At 61.5% G+C, this 19,286-nt stretch carries 17 protein-coding genes; 7 read left to right on the top strand and 10 right to left on the bottom strand.

Annotation, left to right across the window (positions count from 1 at the left end; genetic code table 11):
* Positions 1–41 precede the first annotated feature (41 nt).
* The 4 genes from NLM32_RS17975 to NLM32_RS17960 all read right to left on the bottom strand — a co-directional run bounded on the left by NLM32_RS17975 (position 42) and on the right by NLM32_RS17960 (position 5,880).
* Positions 42–1,844 carry an adenine deaminase C-terminal domain-containing protein gene (locus NLM32_RS17975; protein WP_254130254.1) on the bottom strand — a complete coding sequence of 601 codons (1,803 nt, stop codon included), beginning with the start codon at positions 1,842–1,844 and terminating at the stop codon, positions 42–44.
* 85 nt (positions 1,845–1,929) lie between these two features.
* Entirely contained in the window at positions 1,930–2,742 is an 813-nt protein-coding gene (locus NLM32_RS17970; protein ID WP_254130253.1) for an NYN domain-containing protein, read from the bottom strand.
* A gap of 107 nt (positions 2,743–2,849) precedes the next feature.
* The gene (locus tag NLM32_RS17965; RefSeq protein ID WP_254130252.1) at positions 2,850–3,689 is read right to left on the bottom strand and encodes an IclR family transcriptional regulator; all 840 of its coding nucleotides are present in this window, start codon (positions 3,687–3,689) and stop codon (positions 2,850–2,852) included.
* Between the two features lie 61 nt (positions 3,690–3,750).
* On the bottom strand, positions 3,751–5,880 hold the full coding sequence (locus NLM32_RS17960) for an acetate--CoA ligase family protein (RefSeq protein ID WP_254130251.1): 2,130 nt from the start codon (positions 5,878–5,880) through the stop codon (positions 3,751–3,753).
* Between the two features lie 345 nt (positions 5,881–6,225).
* Here NLM32_RS17960 and NLM32_RS17955 point away from each other — a divergent pair, with 345 nt between their 5' ends.
* The 4 genes from NLM32_RS17955 (at position 6,226) to NLM32_RS17940 (ending at position 10,710) form a co-directional block, all read left to right on the top strand.
* Complete coding sequence (locus NLM32_RS17955) at positions 6,226–6,921, top strand: GntR family transcriptional regulator (protein ID WP_254135345.1); 696 nt, start codon at positions 6,226–6,228, stop codon at positions 6,919–6,921.
* 74 nt (positions 6,922–6,995) lie between these two features.
* Positions 6,996–8,729: an oxalyl-CoA decarboxylase gene (gene oxc / locus NLM32_RS17950; RefSeq protein WP_254130250.1), complete on the top strand. Its 1,734-nt coding sequence runs from the start codon at positions 6,996–6,998 to the stop codon at positions 8,727–8,729.
* A gap of 63 nt (positions 8,730–8,792) precedes the next feature.
* A complete protein-coding gene (gene frc / locus NLM32_RS17945; protein ID WP_254130249.1) occupies positions 8,793–10,070 on the top strand; it encodes a formyl-CoA transferase in 1,278 nt (425 codons plus the stop codon).
* 457 nt (positions 10,071–10,527) lie between these two features.
* Positions 10,528–10,710 (top strand): hypothetical protein, encoded by a 183-nt coding sequence (locus tag NLM32_RS17940; RefSeq protein WP_254130248.1) that lies wholly within the window; start codon positions 10,528–10,530, stop codon positions 10,708–10,710.
* Positions 10,711–10,909: 199 nt separating this feature from the next.
* Here the strand turns inward: NLM32_RS17940 and NLM32_RS17935 are convergent, their stop codons facing one another.
* From NLM32_RS17935 to NLM32_RS17925, 3 genes are all read right to left on the bottom strand, one after another.
* Positions 10,910–11,965 carry a DUF4274 domain-containing protein gene (locus NLM32_RS17935; RefSeq protein WP_254130247.1) on the bottom strand — a complete coding sequence of 352 codons (1,056 nt, stop codon included), beginning with the start codon at positions 11,963–11,965 and terminating at the stop codon, positions 10,910–10,912.
* Positions 11,966–12,196: 231 nt separating this feature from the next.
* Positions 12,197–13,096 (bottom strand): DUF1963 domain-containing protein, encoded by a 900-nt coding sequence (locus tag NLM32_RS17930; RefSeq protein WP_254130246.1) that lies wholly within the window; start codon positions 13,094–13,096, stop codon positions 12,197–12,199.
* Positions 13,097–13,147: 51 nt separating this feature from the next.
* Positions 13,148–13,366 carry a hypothetical protein gene (locus NLM32_RS17925; RefSeq protein ID WP_254130245.1) on the bottom strand — a complete coding sequence of 73 codons (219 nt, stop codon included), beginning with the start codon at positions 13,364–13,366 and terminating at the stop codon, positions 13,148–13,150.
* Positions 13,367–14,010: 644 nt separating this feature from the next.
* On the opposite strand from NLM32_RS17925, the gene NLM32_RS17920 reads away from it, so the two are divergent.
* The gene (locus NLM32_RS17920; RefSeq protein ID WP_254128465.1) at positions 14,011–15,441 is read left to right on the top strand and encodes an IS701 family transposase; all 1,431 of its coding nucleotides are present in this window, start codon (positions 14,011–14,013) and stop codon (positions 15,439–15,441) included.
* A gap of 190 nt (positions 15,442–15,631) precedes the next feature.
* Positions 15,632–16,606, top strand: a complete 975-nt coding sequence (locus NLM32_RS17915; protein ID WP_254130244.1) for an ABC transporter substrate-binding protein — start codon at positions 15,632–15,634, stop codon at positions 16,604–16,606.
* A 54-nt stretch (positions 16,607–16,660) separates the two neighbouring features.
* Here NLM32_RS17915 and NLM32_RS17910 read toward each other — a convergent pair whose 3' ends face one another.
* The 3 genes from NLM32_RS17910 to NLM32_RS45840 form a co-directional block, all read right to left on the bottom strand.
* On the bottom strand, positions 16,661–17,188 hold the full coding sequence (locus tag NLM32_RS17910) for a hypothetical protein (protein ID WP_254130243.1): 528 nt from the start codon (positions 17,186–17,188) through the stop codon (positions 16,661–16,663).
* 143 nt (positions 17,189–17,331) lie between these two features.
* On the bottom strand, positions 17,332–18,102 hold the full coding sequence (locus NLM32_RS17905; protein ID WP_254130242.1) for an alpha/beta hydrolase: 771 nt from the start codon (positions 18,100–18,102) through the stop codon (positions 17,332–17,334).
* Between the two features lie 165 nt (positions 18,103–18,267).
* Positions 18,268–18,393: a hypothetical protein gene (locus NLM32_RS45840; protein ID WP_256562436.1), complete on the bottom strand. Its 126-nt coding sequence runs from the start codon at positions 18,391–18,393 to the stop codon at positions 18,268–18,270.
* On the opposite strand from NLM32_RS45840, the gene NLM32_RS17900 reads away from it, so the two are divergent.
* The gene (locus tag NLM32_RS17900; RefSeq protein ID WP_254135344.1) at positions 18,337–19,278 is read left to right on the top strand and encodes a cupin domain-containing protein; all 942 of its coding nucleotides are present in this window, start codon (positions 18,337–18,339) and stop codon (positions 19,276–19,278) included. The two genes, NLM32_RS45840 and NLM32_RS17900, sit on opposite strands and share 57 nt — an antisense overlap.
* Positions 19,279–19,286: the final 8 nt, after the last annotated feature.

Below are 19,286 nucleotides of genomic sequence, written 5' to 3'. Positions count from 1 at the left end.
GTGCTCTCAAGCAGTTAGATCGGGAAGTACGTGAAAGCGCCTCACTCGAACAACGGCGCCAGTTCCATCTGTGGCACCAGCACGAGGCCCTTGTCGGTGATGCGAATTTCCGGAATGACCGATAGCGGAATCAAATTGAAGCCCATGTAGGGGATGGTGCAGCCGGCCTCGGCCCATTCCTTCTTCAGCACCTTGACCTCCTCGGCCACCTCCGTGACGCGCTTGTCGGAGAGGAGGCCCGCGATTGGCAGCGGCACCAGCGCCCTCACCTTGCCATCGGCAACGACGCAGACGCCGCCCTGCTTCGCCTTGATCGCTGCGATCGCGACTTGCATATCGCCCTCGTTCGTGCCCGCGACGATGATGTTGTGACTGTCGTGGCCGACGCTTGAGGCGACTGCACCGCGCTTGAGGCCAAAATCCTTGAGCAGGCCATAAGCAACGTTGCCGGCCGATTTGCCGTGGCGCTCGACCACGGTGACGAAGCACAGGCCGTAGCGCGCGAACAGCGACGGCCAGTCCTTGGCCGGCTCGATCGCGACCTTTTCATGGATCAGCGTGATGCCGGGCAGCGCGGTCTTGATCGCGTTGACGGTGCAGGCCTTCGTCGGGAGCTCCGGTGTCAACTTGAGCTTCTCCGGCAGCTTTACGGTGACATAGGCCGCTTTCGGATATTGGTAGCGCTGCGACAGCGCCTGATCGAGCCGCGGCGTGATCTTGCGGTTCTCGACCACCAGCTCGCCGCCATACCAGGTCGATTGCGGCTTGAGCTGATCGTCCATCAAAACGAGATCGGCCCGGCGGCCGCCGCCGAGCCCGCCGATGTCGCTTTCCATGGCGAAGCGCGTGGCGCCATGCAGCGAGCCCATCGACCAGGCTTGCTCCGGCGACATCCCCGCCTTCACGGCCTCGCGCACCACCCAGTCGAGGCCGAACAGCAGCAAATCATCGGCATCGCGGTCGTCGGTGCAAACCGCGGTGCGCTTGTGCGAAGCGCCGAGTTCGGTGATCGTCCGGATCGCCTGCGGCAGCGAGTGCCACGGCGTGGTCGGCGGGCCGCCGCGCAGGAAAACCCAGACGCCGGCATCGAGCAGATCATCGGCGATATCGCGGTCGATCGCCTCATGGGTGTCGGTCACGCCGCTTGCCGCATAGGCGGCAACGAATTCGCGGCCATAGACGTGGCCGGACACCGGCCGTCCGCGCTTCAACGCAGCCGCGAGGATTGCGTGGCTGCGCTCGTCGCCCATGGTGACAGGCACGAAATCCATCTTCTCCCCGAGTGCCACCGCTTCGGGCCAGCGATCAAACAGGCCGGCGATCTTGTCGGGCGTGAGATCGCCGCCCGCCGTCTCCAGCTCGGCCGAGGTCGCCGGCACGGTCGACGGCACCGTCAGAAAGATCGAGAGCGGCGCTTCACGCGCGTCCTCCAGCATCGCCTCGACGCCGGCGACGTCCATGACATTGCCGATCTCGTGGCTGTCGCAGAAGATCGTGGTGGTCCCGTTCAGCAGCGCAGCCTCGGCATAGGCGCAGGCCGTCACCATCGAGGATTCGATGTGGATGTGCGGATCGACCAGCCCCGGCGCGATAATGCCGCCGGCGACGTCGTAGACCGAAATGTCGCTCCAGGCTTTCTTCGCCGCGCCGGCGGCCTTCACCGCGGCAATGCGGCCACCGGTGATCCAGACCTCCCGTCCCGGATGGATCCGCTCCGAATAGGTCGAGAGCACCCGCGCTCCGGAAATGACGAGGTCGGGCGCGACGCGCGCGGAGGCGACATCGGCGAGACGGCGCGTCATCGTGTGCAGCGGCGCGACGGCGAAACGGGTGAGTTTGGTCATCAGGACCCTCGCATGGCGTTAAGGTCGGACGATGGTTACGCCCTGCGCCAGACTGGGCAAGCTCAAATATAGCGGCAGGCCCTGCTTACGCTTTAGGCGCCGACCCGCCCGCAGGCCCTGACCTCGAAGGTCTGGCTGGCGCTCTGCGCGGGTTCCGCGTCCTCGGCGGTGGCGCGGCAGCCGGTTTGACCCGAAGCCGCATCGACCGTCCGTTTGACTCGTCGATCTCGAACGAATTTATCTTTCGCACGAGGCTGCTCAGATTGCGGAAACCGAAGGTCCTCGGATCGAAATCCGAAGCAAGGTTAGCGAGCTGTCGCCCGACCTCCCCGAGCGTCACCCAGCCGTCTTCGCTCTCCATCTGGGTGATGACCTTTTTGATGATGGGCGTCGCGGCATCCTGCGGCTGAAGCGGCGTCGACCTCGCCCCGGCGTCTTGGGTGTTCGCCGTGCCGGAAAGCAGGTTCTCTGTATAAACGAATCGTCGGCAGGCCTGCCTGAAGCTCTCCGGCGTCTTGTGTTCGCCGAACCCAAAGACATCCACGCCCTGCTCCCGGATGCGGGCGGCGAGGCGGGTAAAATCGCTGTCGGATGACACCAGACAGAAGCCGTCGAACCGGCCGCTGTGAAGCAGGTCCATCGCATCAATGACCAGGGTTATGTCGGAGGCATTCTTACCCGTCGTATAGGCGAACTGCTGCTGCGGGATGATAGCGTGCTTCGACAAGATATCGGCCCAGCCCCTCGATCGCGCGTTCGAAAAGTCGCCGTAGATGCGGCGAACGCTGGCCTCGCCGATCTTGGCAATCTCTTCGAACAGCCCATCGGCGATCTTCGCGGAAGCGTTGTCGGCATCAATCAGGACAGCGAGACGGGGCGAACGAGGCTCAGAAGGCATGGCATTCCCCAAAAGACGCGACAACGGCCGATGGATATACCGATGTTGGGGCTATTGCCGCCAGACCTGATTTCTTTCAACGAGGTGCGACGGACCGCAAATCCGGCTCAGGCTGGCTTCACCACCGGCGTCACGCCCCCGAGCGCAGCCGTCAGTTCAGCGGCGACCTCACGCACCACGCGGCCGATCTCCGGCAGCCGGGCGTCGGTGACGCGACTGGTCAGGCCGGACACCGAGATCGCGGCGAGCGGTTCCGAGAGCGCGTTGTAGACCACAGCGGCGACGCAGCGCAGGCCCATCTCGGCTTCTTCGTCGTCCACCGCAAAGCCCTGCTTCCGGATCGTCGCGAGTTCCTTAAAGAGGTCGCTCGGCCTCACGATGGATTTCTCGGTTAGCCTGGGCATACCGTGATGGCGGATGACGGCGCCGACATCCTCGTCGGAATAGGTCGCGAGCACGGCCTTGCCGACGCCGGAGGTCACCATCGCGACGCGACCGCCGACCTTGGTCAGCGAGCGCATGATCTCGCGGCTTTCCATGCGGGTCAGCACGATGATGAATTCGTCGTCGACCACGGCGAGATTGGCGGTCTCGCGGGTCAGATCGCGCAATTTGCGCAAATAAGGAATGGCTTGTGCGGTAAAATTGCGCCGACGCGCAAAGCTCGCGCCCACCGTAAAGCTGCGCACGCCGACATGCCATTTGGATTCGGCGCGATCGAACTGCACGAATCGACGGCTTTCCAGCGTCGCCAGCAGGCGGTGCACGGTCGAGGCCGATAGCCCCGTGCGAACCGCGAGATCGCTGAGGCGATAGCCCTCGTCGTCCTCGGCCAGCGTCTCGAGAATCGACAGCGCGCGGTCGACGGATTGCACGCCGCCGTCACGATCGGCCTCTGCTGCCGATCGTGTTTCAAGTGATTTGCGCCGGATCACGTTCTTGCTCATCGCGACCTGACTGATATCACCTCTCCCCGCGGACGGGGAGAGGTGAAGAGACTTCCACGTCTCAGAGCAGGCCCGCGCCGCGGGCCCACTTGTACTTGGCACCCAGCACCTCGACCGGCAGTTCGGTCGAGTAAGCATAGGCAGGGATGCCGTTCTGGTAGAGATATTCGGCAGCTTCCTCGACCTCGACGTCGCCGGCGAGCGAGGCAACGATCGGCTTCACGAAGCCCTTCGCTTCCATCTCCTTCTTCACCTCGACCATGTTACGGGCGAACACCATCGGCGGCGTGACGATGGTGTGCCAGTAGCCGAGGATCAGCGAGTGGATGCGTTCGTCCGAGAGGCCGAGCTTCACCGTGTTGACGTAGGTGATCGGCGGCTCGCCGCCGGTGATATCCACAGGATTTCCAGCCGCGCCGAACGGCGGAATGAACTTGCGGAAGGCCGCGTCGAGATCCGGCGGCATCGACATCAGCGACAGGCCGTTGTCGACGCAGGAGTCCGACAGCAGCACGCCCGAACCACCCGCACCGGTGATGATCAGCACGTTCTCGCCCTTCGGGGTCGGCAGCACCGGAACGCCACGGGCGAATTCGAGCAGCTGCCGCAGGCTGCGCGCGCGGATCACGCCGGATTGCGCCAGCACATCCTCATAGATCTTGTCGTTACCGGCGAGCGCGCCGGTGTGCGACGAGGCCGCCTTGGCGCCGGCCGAGGTGCGGCCGGCCTTGAGCACGACGACCGGCTTCTTCTTGGAGACGCGCTTGGCGGCTTCCGCAAAGGCGCGGCCATCCTTGAGGTCCTCGCAGTGCTGCGCGATCAGGTTCGTGTTCGGATCCTGCTCGAAGAAGGCGAGCAGATCGTCCTCGTCGATGTCGGACTTGTTGCCGAGGCCGACGATCGCCGACACGCCCATTTTCGCCGAGCGCGAGAAGCCGATGATGGCCATGCCGATGCCGCCCGACTGCGACGATAGCGCCGCGTGGCCCTTGACGTCATAAGCCGTGCAGAAGGTCGCGCAGAGGTTCGCCGGCGTATAATAGAAGCCGTAGATGTTTGGCCCCATCAGGCGGATGTCGTATTTCTTGCCGACCTCGACGATCTCGGCCTGCAGCTCCGGTGCGCCGGCCTCCGCAAAGCCCGACGGGATCAGGACCGCACCGGGGATCTTCTTCTCACCGCATTCGGTGAGCGCTGCGGCCACGAACTTCGCGGGGATCGCGAACACGGCCGTGTCGATCACGCCCGGCACGTCCTTGACGCTCTTATAGGCCTTGTAACCAAGGATCTCGGACGCCTTGGGGTGGATCGGATAGATCTCGCCCTTGTAACCGCCGTTGATGAGGTTCTTCATCACGGAGTTGCCGATCTTGCCGTCCTCGGCGGAGGCACCGACCACGGCGACCGCCTTCGGCTGCATGATGCGGCTCATGGCCGCGACGATCTCTTCGGTCGGACGCGGCTTCGGCTTGGGCTTGTAGGCGAAATCGACGACGATGCGCACGTCGGCTGCAATCGCGTCCTTTGCGGTGGCGAACACAGGGTTGAGGTCGAGCTCGACGATCTCAGGGAAGTCGGTAACGAGCTGCGAGACCTTGACGATGACGTCGGCCAGCGCCGTACGGTTCACCGGCTCGCCGCCGCGCACGCCCTTCAAGATTTCGTGTGCCTGAATGCCATCGAGCATCGACAGCGCATCTTCCTTGGTTGCGGGCGCGAGGCGGAAGGTGATGTCCTTGAGCACCTCGACCAGCACGCCGCCGAGGCCGAAGGCCACCAGCTTGCCGAACGAACCGTCGGTGATCGAGCCGACGATGACTTCGGTGCCGCCGGCCAGCATCTGCTGCACCTGGATGCCCTCGATCTTGGCATCGGCCTTGTACTTCTTGGCATTGCCGAGAATGGTCTCGTAGGCCTTCTCGGCATCCTGCGCCGTCTTGACCCCGACGATGACGCCGCCGGCCTCGGTCTTGTGGAGAATGTCCGGCGAGACGATCTTCATCACCACCGGGAAGCCCATGGAAGACGCCATCTTGCCGGCCTCGCCCGCCGACTTGGCCACGCCCTCCTTCGGCACCGGAATGCCGTAGGCGTCGCAGACCACCTTGCCTTCGGGGGCGGTCAGGCTGGTGCGGTTGTCGGCCTTGACCTGGTCAAGGACCTTGCGGACGACGTCTTTCGAATTGGACATGAGCTTCTCCCTTGACCTTCAGTTCTTGCTTTGCAAAGCGCGCGTGATGCGGCTGCCCGTGATACTTGCCATCGCCGCGCTCTATTCCATTTGGCGGAACGGAGCGGCGAAATGCCTTGATTACTCCGCCAGCTTGGATCAAAAATGGCTAGCGATGGCATTTGGTATGCCAGAAGCCAACTTGTCAAGTCAGAGACCACCTTAGAACGCCGCAAAAAATAGGCAGCTTGACATTCTGGCATGTGGTATGCCAAAAACTTTCCGGTAAATATTCCTGTAAAAGACGACTCCCACTGGAGGAGAATCGTCGTGTCACTGCGGAAACCAACCAAGGCGTTGCCGAACATGGCCGAGGCAGACATCGCAATCGTTCGTATTGCCCCGGAGAGCAGCTTCAAGAACAAGGCGTATGACGCCTTGAAGGAAGCCATCCTCAAGATGGACATCTATTCGACGCCCGAGCCGGTGATGCTGGACGAGCGCGCGTTGTCCGAACGCCTGGGCGTCAGCCGCACACCGATCCGCGAAGCAATCGCAATGCTCGAGCAGGACGGTTTCGTGAAGACCGTGCCGCGCCGCGGCATCATGGTCGTGCGCCGGACCAAGAGCGAGATCGTCGACATGATCCGCGCCTGGGCGGCGCTGGAGAGCATGGCCGCGCGCCTCATCACCACCACCGCGCGCAAGAAGGACATTTCGGCGCTGCGCGACTTCTTCAAGGACTTCGGCAAGGACCGCCTGCCCGAGGATCACGTCGAGGAATATTCGCGCGCCAACATCGCCTTCCACCAGTCGCTGATCTCACTGTCGGAATCGCCGGTGCTGGTCGATCTCACCAACGACCTGCTGCTGCACGTGCGCGGTTATCGCCAGCTGACGATCGGCCGCAAGGACCGCACCGCGACCTCGCTGCCCGAGCATCTCGCCATGATCGAAGCGCTGGAGGCACGCGACACCGAGCTCGCCGAGAAGCGCGCCCGCGACCACACCCTTGGCCTTGCCGCCTACGTCGAAGCGCATGGCCAGGAACTGTTCACGTAACTCTTCACCTAGCAACATTCACCAGAAGGGCGAAAAATTCGCCCCGTTATCTTGAGACCAGGGAGACAAGGCCCATGCTGAACACCGCGACCAAGTCCGAAGCACCGGGCACCGAGCAGGAACTGACGGATGGTTTCCATCTCGTCATCGACGCGCTGAAGCTGAACGGCATCAACACCATCTATAATGTGCCGGGCATCCCGATCACGGATCTGGGCCGCATGGCGCAGGCCGAAGGCATTCGCGTGATCTCCTTCCGCCACGAGCAGAACGCCGGTTACGCCGCAGGCATCGCCGGCTATCTCACCAAGAAGCCCGGCGTCTGCCTCACGGTGTCGGCGCCCGGTTTCCTCAATGGTCTCACCGCGCTCGCACACGCCACCACCAACTGCTATCCGATGATCCTGGTCTCGGGCTCCTCCGAGCGCGAGATCGTCGACCTCCAGCAGGGCGACTACGAGGAAATGGACCAGCTCGCGATCGCCAAGCCGCTGTGCAAGGCGGCCTATCGCGTGCTGCACGCCCAGGATATCGGCATCGCTTTCGCCCGCGCCATCCGCGCCGCGGTCTCGGGCCGTCCGGGCGGCGTCTATCTCGACCTGCCGGCAAAACTGTTCGGCCAGGTGATGAACGCCGAGGCCGGCCAGAAGTCGCTGGTCAAGGTGATCGACGCGGCTCCGGCGCAGATCCCCTCGCCCGCTTCGGTCAAGCGCGCGCTCGACGTGCTCAAGGCCGCAAAGCGTCCGCTCATCATCCTCGGCAAGGGCGCGGCCTACGCGCAGGCCGATGAAGAGATCAAGACCTTCGTCGAGAAGAGCGGCGTGCCGTTCCTCCCCATGAGCATGGCCAAGGGCCTGCTGCCCGACACCCATCCGCAGTGCGCAGGTGCGGCGCGTTCGACGGTGCTGAAGGACTCCGACGTCGTCATGCTGATCGGCGCGCGGCTGAACTGGCTGCTCTCGCACGGCAAGGGCAAGAGCTGGGGCGAATCCCCGAAGAAGTTCATCCAGGTCGACATCGAGCCGAAGGAAATGGACTCCAACGTCGAGATCGTCGCGCCCGTCGTCGGCGACATCGGCTCGGTGGTCTCCGCCTTCAACCAGGCCATCGCTACGGGCTGGACCGCACCGCCGGTGGAATGGACCAAGGCCATCGTGACCAAGCGCGATGAGAACGTCGCCAAGATGGCGCCGAAGCTCATGAACAACAAGTCGCCGATGGATTATCACGGCGCGCTCGGCGTGCTGAAGAACGTGATCAAGGATCATCCCGAGGCGATCCTCGTCAACGAAGGCGCCAACACGCTCGACCTCGCCCGCGGCGTCATCGACATGTACCGCCCGCGCAAGCGTCTCGACGTCGGCACCTGGGGCGTGATGGGCATCGGCATGGGCCAGGCGATCGCGGCTGCGCTCGAAACCGGCCACCCCGTGCTGGCGGTTGAAGGCGACTCGGCCTTCGGCTTCTCCGGCATGGAGGTCGAGACCATCTGCCGCTACAATTTGCCGATCTGCGTCGTCATCTTCAACAATGACGGCATCTATCGCGGCACCGACGTCAACAGCGTCAACGCCGATCCGGCGACGACCGTGTTCGTCAAGGGCGCGCGCTACGACAAGATGATGGAAGCGTTCGGCGGCGTCGGCGTGAATGCGACCTCGCCCGACGAGCTCAAGCGCGCCGTCAACGAGGCGATGGCGTCCGGCAAGCCGACGCTGATCAACGCGGTGATCGATCCGGCCGCGGGCTCGGAGAGCGGCCGCATCGGCAACCTCAATCCGCAGAGCGTTCTGCAGAAGAAGAAGTAAGTCCACCCCCTCAACCTTTATTCCCTGCGGTTCGCGGGGGCAGACAGAGTACGGAGCAACACAATGACCAAAGCGCTCGAGGGCGTTCGCATTCTCGACTTCACCCACGTCCAGTCCGGACCGACCTGCACGCAGCTGCTCGCATGGTTCGGCGCCGACGTGATCAAGGTGGAACGCCCGGGCGTGGGTGACATCACCCGCGGCCAGCTGCAGGACATCCCGAACGTGGACAGCCTGTATTTCACCATGCTCAACCACAACAAGCGTTCGATCACGCTCGACACCAAGAACCCCAAGGGCAAGGAAGTCCTCACCGAGCTGATCAAGAAGTGCGACGTGCTGGTCGAGAACTTCGGCCCCGGCGTGCTCGACCGCATGGGTTTCCCCTGGGAGAAGATCCAGGCGATCAACCCGAAGATGATCGTCGCCTCGATCAAGGGCTTTGGCCCCGGACCGTACGAAGACTGCAAGGTCTATGAGAACGTCGCGCAGTGCACCGGCGGCGCCGCGTCGACCACCGGCTTCCGCGATGGCCTGCCGCTCGTGACCGGCGCGCAGATCGGCGACAGCGGCACCGGCCTGCATCTGGCGCTCGGCATCGTCACCGCGCTCTATCAGCGCACCCATTCGGGCAAGGGCCAGCGCGTCACCGCCGCGATGCAGGACGGCGTGCTCAACCTCGCCCGCGTCAAGCTGCGCGACCAGCAGCGTCTCGCCCACGGTCCGCTCAAGGAATACAGCCAGTTCGGCGAAGGCATTCCGTTCGGCGATGCCGTGCCGCGCGCCGGCAACGATTCCGGCGGCGGCCAGCCCGGCCGCATCCTGAAGTGCAAGGGCTGGGAGACCGATCCCAACGCCTACATCTACTTCATCACCCAGGCCCCGGTCTGGGAGAAGATCTGCGACGTGATCGGCGAGCCGACCTGGAAGACCGATCCGAACTACGCCAAGCCCCCGGCCCGCCTGCCGCGCCTGAACGAGATCTTCGCCCGCATCGAGCAGTGGACGATGACCAAGACCAAGTTCGAGGCGATGGAGATCCTCAACAAGGACGACATCCCCTGCGGCCCGATCCTGTCGATGAAGGAGATCGCCGAGGACCAGTCGCTGCGCGCGACCGGCACCGTGGTCGAGGTCGATCACCCGACCCGCGGCAAGTACATCTCGGTCGGCAACCCGATCAAGCTGTCGGATTCACCGAGCGACGTCACCCGCTCCCCGCTGCTCGGCGAGCACACCGACGAGATCCTGCGCGCCGTGCTCGGCTTCAGCGACCACCAGGTCGCCGACATCCACAAGTCCGGCGCGCTCGACCCGCCGCAGAAGCAGGCCGCTGAATAAGCGACGCCACAACGCGCGAGACCAAAGGGCCGCCCATCGAGGCGGCCCTTTTTGTTTGCAATCCCAAGCCCAAACCAAAACTGGAAAACAACCCCATACACAGTAGCCAATCCCTTGGCTGCAGAAGTAGATTTCGAGTTTTACGAATTTTTGTTGACGCGTCGGGCAAAACAGGGGTAATCTGTCACAATCCGAAAAGCGAACGCCGGCCCATAAGGGCATCTCGACGCAGAGGCTCGTCTCTGCCCTGCCTCGACCATTAGCCGGTTGGCGACCAGCCCGGCCTTTATTTGGCATCGGACAGTCTTTCGAGGAACCGAGGCGGTCGGCGTCAGTTGTTTATCCAGACCCGACTTCTCCACGCCAAGGACAACGCCTGTTTCACCAGCCCGCGAACGCGGACGGGACGTCGGCGAATTCGCGGGCCACACAGTTTCAAACACATCGAGATCGACACATGTTGAGAGATCATTCCTCTGATCGCGCCAGGCGCGAAGCCGACAAGGCGTTCAAGCCCGTCAAACCGCAGAAGCCGATGAACGACTATGCGAGGGCCCAGCACTCCCTCCACGAGAACCGCGAGCGGCTCAAAGCGGAACGATTGGCCCGCGAAGCTCGGTCAAAGGCCGGCGAAGATTAGGGGCGCGTACTCACAAGGGCGGCGTCGGATTCTGATAGCGCCAAGCGCGGTTAAGGGCCGCGTAAGAAAGGCCAATGTCGCCTTGTGGCCCTTAGCCGAACCTTGCTGATCCTGCTGTGATGTCGGCTACCGGCGGTGGAGCGGACGACGCTTGCCTCAACCGCCGCCTCTGACCCGAAGCGGACCCGGCCAGCCGAACCTAATTGACGGTTGCCAACATGGCGCGGCATTCCCCGAACTTGTCGTCCTCACTATCTTTCAGATCGCGGCCAGGAATATTGTGTCCGGCCTGGAGCGGAAAGAAACTCTGGGCCAAGCCCCTGTCTTCCACCGTCTCCAGCCCTCGATCGACGTAGGCCATGTGCTTCTCGCCATCGAAGGCGATTTCGGATCGCTGGTAAAATCCGCGCGCAAGCCGTTGACGAAGCTCCGCCAGGAAATCGAACATCTCGAGGTTACGGGTCGGGACGGCCGAACGATCCTTGGCCCATCGGAAATAATAGGTTGGGTCTGCCAGGAAGAAGATTTCCAGCGCGGTGGCGATATCGCATGTCTCCTGCTGGATGATCCATAACAGCGGCGCGTGGCTATAATCCCAATTCCAGCTCATCGCCACGATGTGCCAGACATCGGGATCGGACGTTGCCATGAGCCATCGGGCGAACCTGACAAATTTTTGGGGCGGGTAGTTCGTCCAAGGCGAACAATGCTCGGCCCAGCTAAGCAGCATCTCATCGGTGTTTTCGACCGATTTCCATTTGTTGGCGAGGTCCCGTTTGCGATTCGTTTCGGCACTTCGCTCGACCTTTTGCCGTTGCCGCCGCGCCAGCACCTCGTCCATGTCGGCTCGATAGAGGCCTAACAAATATACTTCCCCATCCTTTATCGAGACTTTGATTGTCGCATTCAACGCGGCTGGTTTGGCCCGATACCTGATAAACCCGTGCTCGTTGGGCTTGCCTGTCTCGCCGTCCGCCAACTGCACGTCGGGCAGCGCCCTCCGCATGGCGTCGACCGTCATGCCGATGTGTACGCCGCACACCACCACGTCACGGGGGAAATTGAACATAGCCGAATACGAGATGGAATCGATCACCCCATCCGCATGCGAAAAATCTACCGACACGCCGGTGGTTCTCTGAAAGCCGCTGAACATGTCCAGCGCCCGCTTCGTTTCCTGCGGCCCAAGAAGCGCTTCAATCTCGGCCGGGATCATCAGAGGACGGAGTTGCGACAATTGCTGAGCGAGGGACATCGGGGCGGGCCTCGTAACGGACGAAAACATCCGGCGGTTTTTGCGCCAAAATAATAGTTAAAGCGTTGCGGCAATTCGTAGGATTGGCTGCGGCGCTCCAATAGCTGAATCCGGGAAGGCGAACCCTTTGCCAACGCCCTTCAGTTCACCAATGTTGGCAATTGCGAGAGGATATCTAGCTGGTGCGTTGAATGTGGGATATTGCCCCAAAGCGAACAGTCATCGCGCCTCTCAGGCAGTTGTCGCATATGCTTGATCAAATCGCCCCGCAGCCAGGTCATCGCGGTTGATCCAGAAGTGAGCCGGGCCACCCTGTGAAAATGAGAACTCCCTGCTCAGCCCCAAATCGGTATCGATCTGGAAGAGCGAGACATCTTCTCCCAAGCCTGCGTCTTCGCTGAACCCATGTGGCCCCGTCGGCGGGCCAAGCATCTGATGGCGAACGAAGTGCGTTCGGCTAAAGTTTCGGCCGCTCACTTGGCCTTCCAGGCGATAAAAGGAGTGGGCCAAGCCCGCCTGGTCATGGAAAGGTGGGTCCGAAACGATCGGTGTCTTTTCTCCGGTCACTCGCTCAATGGACACAACCGTCCTGAGATCGGCTGCCAGAGTATAGTCGTCGGGCGCTATTGCCCTGCAGCCAACGAAAGTATCGACAAGGTGAGCCTCAAGCGGTGCCTCTGGAAAAATGCGCCGCCCGCGGCTGCGGCCGCCTGCATCTTCGCCCCAGGCATGTCCGACTTCAGGCGGCAATTCCGCTGGCGCAACATCCGGCGCTTCTCCCGGTGCTGCCGCAAAGATAACGCGGGTCGAGTACTTGAAGTCATCAACTTCGCCCACCTCATCATCTCCCCACAACATCGTTTCGTACATGTCGGCGAAAAAGTAGAGAATGCCTATGGCTGGCAGCTGAGGCCCGCCGGGCACAAGCGGGCTCTTTGGCAGGGCGGCCAGATCAATTTGAGCGAGGAAATGCAGCGGCGTTTTCGATTTGAGTTGGCGCGGCCACGCGACGCCTTTGGGTAGCCACGGCAGACCGCCGAGTTTGGAGGCCGAACGAAATGTGTCCACCCTTCTCAGCCAGATCGTCGGGTGACAGTTCGCATCAAGTGCTTTCGCGAAGGTCGAATTCACAGCGAACTCCCTTAAGCGGAGATTCAAGCAAGACAGCGCCCCAGTTGGATTTCAAAGATATTTGAGCATCCACGCAAGCCCAGAATCCTTGGCAAGCTGTTTCTTGAGATCGGGAGGACGCGGGACCGTTCTCAGCAAAGTATCCAAGGCGTCAGCATATCCGGCGACGCGATCTATGATCATCTTGGTCGGAATCGGCGGGCGCCCCGAGGCCTCTCCGTCCGGTTGAGCGGCGGCAAAGTCCGGAAAGAAGTAGAAAATTCCTGACACGCCTTCCTCCGAATCGAATCGGAAAGACACTCCCGCGCCCGTTCGACACGCGCAGGCCATCGGCTCCCGAAGGCCCGTCAGCCAAATGTCGGGCCGGCGCGCTCCTGAGATAAGAGTCACAAAGTTCGCGGCCACGACCAATGGATCCCGTGAGATCACCTCTTGGGATGACGATACGACCTGCCTCAACTTCGATGTTTCAGCAAGTTCCGGCGCTCCAACCATCCTTCGCCTCTTATACAGTCACTGAAAACACATCGGCGGGACGTTACTCAGCAACACCCCCAAGATGGTTAAATGTATGCCCGCAACATTCGAACTGCGTTCAGAAACCCTAAACGCGTAAGCACAAAGTTTTACAACCGCGCCGACGTTGCTCGGACGAGCCGACAATCGAATAGAGATGCCTATGTGCTGCAGTGCATGAGTCCGCTCCTGGCCCATCGCGACACAGTGCGCCGCGCACGAACTTGGTCGCCGGTGAGGCAAAGCAGACGCAACCGTCGTCGCGTCATCGGCCGGTTCATGGGTACACGGCCTAGTACTACTGAGTCAGAAAAAGTGTCTGATTCAAAAGATCGCGGGCGAGATCCTGTGAGAATCAGTTACCTGTTGAGATTCAGGCATCGGCAACGGGGGCTGATATGGATCTCCGGACATCAGGCGGCAGTGAATCGCGATTTTCGGCTTTTGTCGAGAAACTTGTGAGTGTGATCGGACATGCGGACCGGGCCCAGCCGTTGTTTGATTATTGCATCGGCTTAATCATGCCGGGGGAGCGTAAAAGCGTTGAGCCTATGGCAGCGGTAACGGCACCTGATCGGACGGCGGCGCAGCATCAGTCGCTGCTGCACTTCGTCGGCCAATCGCCTTGGTCTGACGAGGGTGTTTTGGCCAAAGTGGGTGAGATGGTACTGCCGGCGATAGAGCGCCATGGACCGATCGAAGCGTGGATCATCGATGACACCGGTTTTCCCAAGAAGGGAGCGCACTCGGTCGGTGTGGCGCGTCAATATTGCGGGCAGCTCGGCAAGCAGGATAACTGCCAAGTCGCGGTATCCCTGTCGCTTGCCAATCACCACGCCAGTCTGCCGGCGATGTATCGTCTCTATCTGCCGCAGGAATGGGCGGCAGATAAGAAACGTCGGCGCAAAGCGGGCGTGCCCAAGGAGATCAGCTTTAAGACCAAGCCAGAGATCGCGCTTGAACAGATCGAAGCAGCCTGCAGAACCGGGCTTCCTCGCGGCGTGGTGCTGATGGATGCCGGATATGGCTGCAACACGGACCTGCGGACCAGCATCAGCGCGTTGGCGTTGACCTATGTGGCTGGTATCTTGCCAAACACCACGGTGTGGACATCCGACACGGCGCCGCTACCGCCGAAAAAATGGTCGGGCAAAGGGCGACCACCAAAGCTGCTGCGCCGCGACCACAAGCATCAACCGATTTCGGTCAAGGAGCTTGCTCTTTGCCTTCCTAAGCGGGTCTGGCGCACGATCAAGTGGCGAGAGGGCGCGGCCGAGCGGCTATCGTCGCGCTTCGCTCGCGCGCGCGTTTGCGTCGCGCATCGAGATTACCAACTCACCGAAAGCCGACCGGAAGAATGGCTTTTGATCGAATGGCCAGAAGGTGAGGACGAGCCGACCAAATACTGGCTTTCAACGTTGCCGGAAACGATCACTTTTGGAAGGCTAGTCGATCTAACCAAGCTGCGCTGGCGCATCGAGCGCGATTATCAGGATCTCAAACAAGAGGTCGGGCTCGGGCATTTCGAAGGGCGAGGTTGGCGTGGCTTCCACCACCACGCTACGCTGTGCATCGCAGCCTACGGATTCCTGGTCTCCGAGAGGGAGACGATTCCCCCCTCGGGATCTCGTTCCACCAGGCCGTTCAAGAGACTTGCGGTTTCCAACGGTTACCGACCCAGAGGCTCCGCTGCTGCGACCCGAACGTCACATCCCGAACTCGATTGCGACGATGCGGCGAAGACTGATCGTTGCCATCGTCCGCACCCTCTCACGCTGTCCCTGTTGCATTCGCCCGATCAAACAGCGCCTTCTTTTGTGACGCAGTAAGACTAGGACGTGTGCTCATAGACGCCCGTGTCCCTCTAAGGCGCGAACCGGAAAGCATTTGCTCAAACTGAAGCTTACGGCTTGTGACCCCACTGCGACATTATCTGTGAAGTGCGGCAATGGCTTTCATGGCTATCAATGCGCCCGACTAAACCGCTACGATGCTGCCACCTGAGCCTGGGAGCGGGACATGAGGCGGCGCACGTTCATCGCAGCTCTCGGTGGCGCGGTGGCGTGGCCACTGGTGGCGCGCACGCAGCAACCTGCGATGCGTGTAATTGGCCGGATCAATATGGGCGCAGCAAGTCAGCCCGACAGAGGCCGGGCCGCTTTTCTTCGCGGCTTAAACGAAATGGGGTTCTACGTCGGCCAAAACGTTTCGTTTGAATACCGCACTGCAGACGGACAACCGGACCGTCTGCCGGCGCTGATAGCCGATCTGGTGCAGCGAAAGGTCGATCTCATCTTCGGAACCGCGGCCGTGGCGCTCGCCGCGAAACAGGCCACGAGTACCATTCCGATTGTGTTTGTTACTACCGCTGACCCGGTCAGCATCGGACTTGTTGCGAGTTTCAACCATCCCGGAGGAAACGTCACCGGCGTCCTCTTACGCGCAGGTGCCGAAGCAACCGCTAAACTTATAGAACTCGTGCATGAGCTGTTGCCGGCGACCACGACGGTCGGCATGCTAAACAATCCAAATTTTCTTGATACCGTCGCAGATACGACAGAGGTTCAATCGGCCATAAATTTTTTCGGGCTCAAAGTTGTTATTGTAGAAGCCACCAAAGAAGCCGACCTCGAGCCGGCAATGACTAAGCTGGTCCAAGCACATGTCGGGGCGCTCCTAATCGGTGACAATCTTTTCTTCTCCAGCCTTCGCGACCGAATTGCGCGATTAGCGATGCGAAACAAGCTTCCCATTTTAGCCCGTCCGTCGTTTGGTGAAGATGGCGCTCTTGCGAGCTATGGCGCGAGCGAATTCGACGGCATACGACAGGGAGGGATTTATATGGGCCGCATTCTGAAGGGCGAAAAGCCCGCAGACCTGCCGGTGCTGCTACCAACAAAGTTCCAGTTAGTTGTCAATCTCAAGACGGCGAAGGAGCTTGGAGTCTCGGTGCCGCCATCGCTGCTTGCACGCGCCGACGAGGTAATCGAATAACAATCAGGACACGCGCCCCCTATCGACTTCGTGCCGAACAGTACGGGCCGGCACCTAGCCCTTCGTGGCGGGTAGAGGCGGTATTGGCAGAATGATTTCGGACGCGATCTTCCAGTCCTCCCCGACGCGAAGCCAGTTGATGATCATGAGAAATGGCCTGGGTGTGCCATCCTGTCCCGCATAAGACACCGTGATGTTCATCGGCACGTAGGATTCGGCGACATCGCGCGTCAGGCCGACAACCCTGAGCTTCGCATAGTCTGGTTCGAGCACGACCGGGCCGGAACTGCCGATATCACGGAGCTTCCGATCAACGGCGTCGTTGCCCCAAAAGCCGGCCCAGTTCCCCTCGGATTGGATCGCGCTCTTCGCCACCAACAGGGTCGAGGGTGATTGCCAGAACATATCATGCAGAGCGTCGAAATCGTGCCTGTTGGCCAATTCCATGAGCGTGCCGAATTTCGTTTTGATCGTGCTCAGCACAGCCGAATCCAGAGGCTCCTCTCCGATCCCGGGCGACGCGGCCATCGCGCCGGAGGAAAGGGCCGAGGCCATGAGAATGGCAAGAAGCAATTTGATCACGTTCGAAATTCCTCTCGGCTTCTGAGCCTACGTTTGGCGGCGCATGTCAGCTCTCGCTGCGTCGTGCGAACGGCGCGGGACATCACGAGATGCATGCCGTCGCAGTGAGCGCTCCCGGCACGCGGGCGCCGGGAGCAGCGTTGTCACTTTGCGAGCGAGGCCTTTTCGATCACCGCGGCGACTTCTTTCGCATGAACGACGAGCGACGCATGGCTGCCGGCGACTTCCGTCGTCTGGGCCTTCATACCGGCGGCAAAAAGCTTCTGGACCTCCGGCGCGATCACCTTGTCCTTCGTGCTGATCACATAGAACGTCGGCTTGTCGCGCCACGCGGCAACATCGACCGGTGCTTCGAACGCGGTGTGGTTCAACGGAAGCTGATGGTTCGCCAAGGCTTCCGCGATCTGCGGAGGAAGGTCAGCCGCGACCGCGGATGGGAACACCTTGGGATCGATGTAGAGGTTGCCCTTGTCGTCGGGATGGATCGCCGCGCCGCCTTCGGTCGCCGGACCGCTCTTGGCGAGGGTCGCCAGAGATTGTCCCACGTCGGGCGCGAAAGCGGAGACGTAGACAAGTGCCGACACCTTCGGATCGTTGCCGGCCTGCGTGATCACCACGCCACCCCAGGAGTGGCCGACGAGGACGGTCTTGCCGTTCTGCTTCGCCAGCGCCTGCTTGGTGGCATCCACATCGGCGGCAAGCGAGGTGAGCGGATTTTCGACCAGCGTGACGTTGTAGCCCTTCTTCGTGAGGATCTCGGCGACGGGCTGCCAGCTCGTCTGGTCCACGAAAGCGCCGTGCACGAGCACGATGTTGGGGACCGCCCCCTTGGGCAGTTCGGCGGAAGAGGCGGAGCCGACCAATGTCGTTCCGGCCAGAAGTACGGTGGCAGCAGAGAGGAGGATATTTCGCATCAATTCTTCCTGTTGGCAGGTCGGACCAACACGGTCCGGGGGAATGGACAGGCGTTTCCAGCAAGATCGCGGTTCTTCCATCCACCGTTGGCGAATGGTCGCCGCTCGTAATGTCGGCTCGCCGCGCCCGGTGACCTATTCCGCCGTTCTTCCGGACGATAGAGATCAATCGTCCAGATGTTGTGTCCTATCGTCCATCGATCTAATCTGGACGGCATGGACATACTCGCCCAGGTGCTCGATCGGGTTCGTCTCGGCGGCACGCTGCTTTTTCACTTCGAGCTCGGCCATCCCTGGCACCTCGAGTTGCCGGCGCGCCCCTACGCCTTGTTTCACTATCTCAGCCAGGGCTCAGCGACCCTCAGCCTCGAACGGGGGCAGCAAATCGAAATGTCCGAAGGCGACTTTGTCGTCATCACGCGAGGCGAGCCGCATGTGTTCTATTCGGATCGCCGGGCCAAGCCTTTGCGGATCATGGATATCGACCGCTCGTCGCCGCGTCTTGGTGTCGTTCGTCACGGCAAAGGAGCAAAGCCGCGCTCGACCATGATTTGCGGCAATTTCACCGTGTCACGGCCGCTGTTCGGCAGCGTGATGGAGCTGCTTCCGCCCGTGCTCCTGCTGAAGCCGATGGCGGATGGTGGTTGGCTTGAAGCAATCTTGCGCCGCATGGTCAGCGAGTCCGCGCTCGAGCGTCCCGGCCAACGGGTCGCGCTTTCACGACTGACGGAAGTCCTCTTTGTCGAGGTGCTCCGAAGCTGGATCGCATCTCTCAGTCCCGGACAAGGCGGCTGGCTTGGGGCCATATCCGACCCTCATATCGGACCGGCACTCAAGCTCATTCACGAAAACCCGGAGCGCCCCTGGACGCTGAGCGATCTTGGCCAACGCGTTGGGCTCGGCCGCTCGGCATTTTCGGCGCGCTTTACCAAGCTCGTCGGCCAGTCCATGCACCGCTATGTGATCGCGCGCCGGATGGCGGAAGCCGCGTTCCTGCTGGAAACCAGCGATGAGCCGATTGCACGGATTGCCAGCCGGGTCGGCTACGAGACAGCGGCGGCATTTTCCAAGCTGTTCCATCGACATCACGGCCTATCGCCCGGTCGGTACCGAGCCGCCAGACAATCTGATAGCGGTGCAAGGCAAGCAGACATTCCGCAGGAAGCTGGTGATTGACCTTGGAC

The organism is Bradyrhizobium sp. CCGUVB14 (assembly GCF_024199935.1).
GTDB lineage: Bacteria > Pseudomonadota > Alphaproteobacteria > Rhizobiales > Xanthobacteraceae > Bradyrhizobium.
This window is presented reverse-complemented; position numbering and strand designations above follow the sequence as displayed.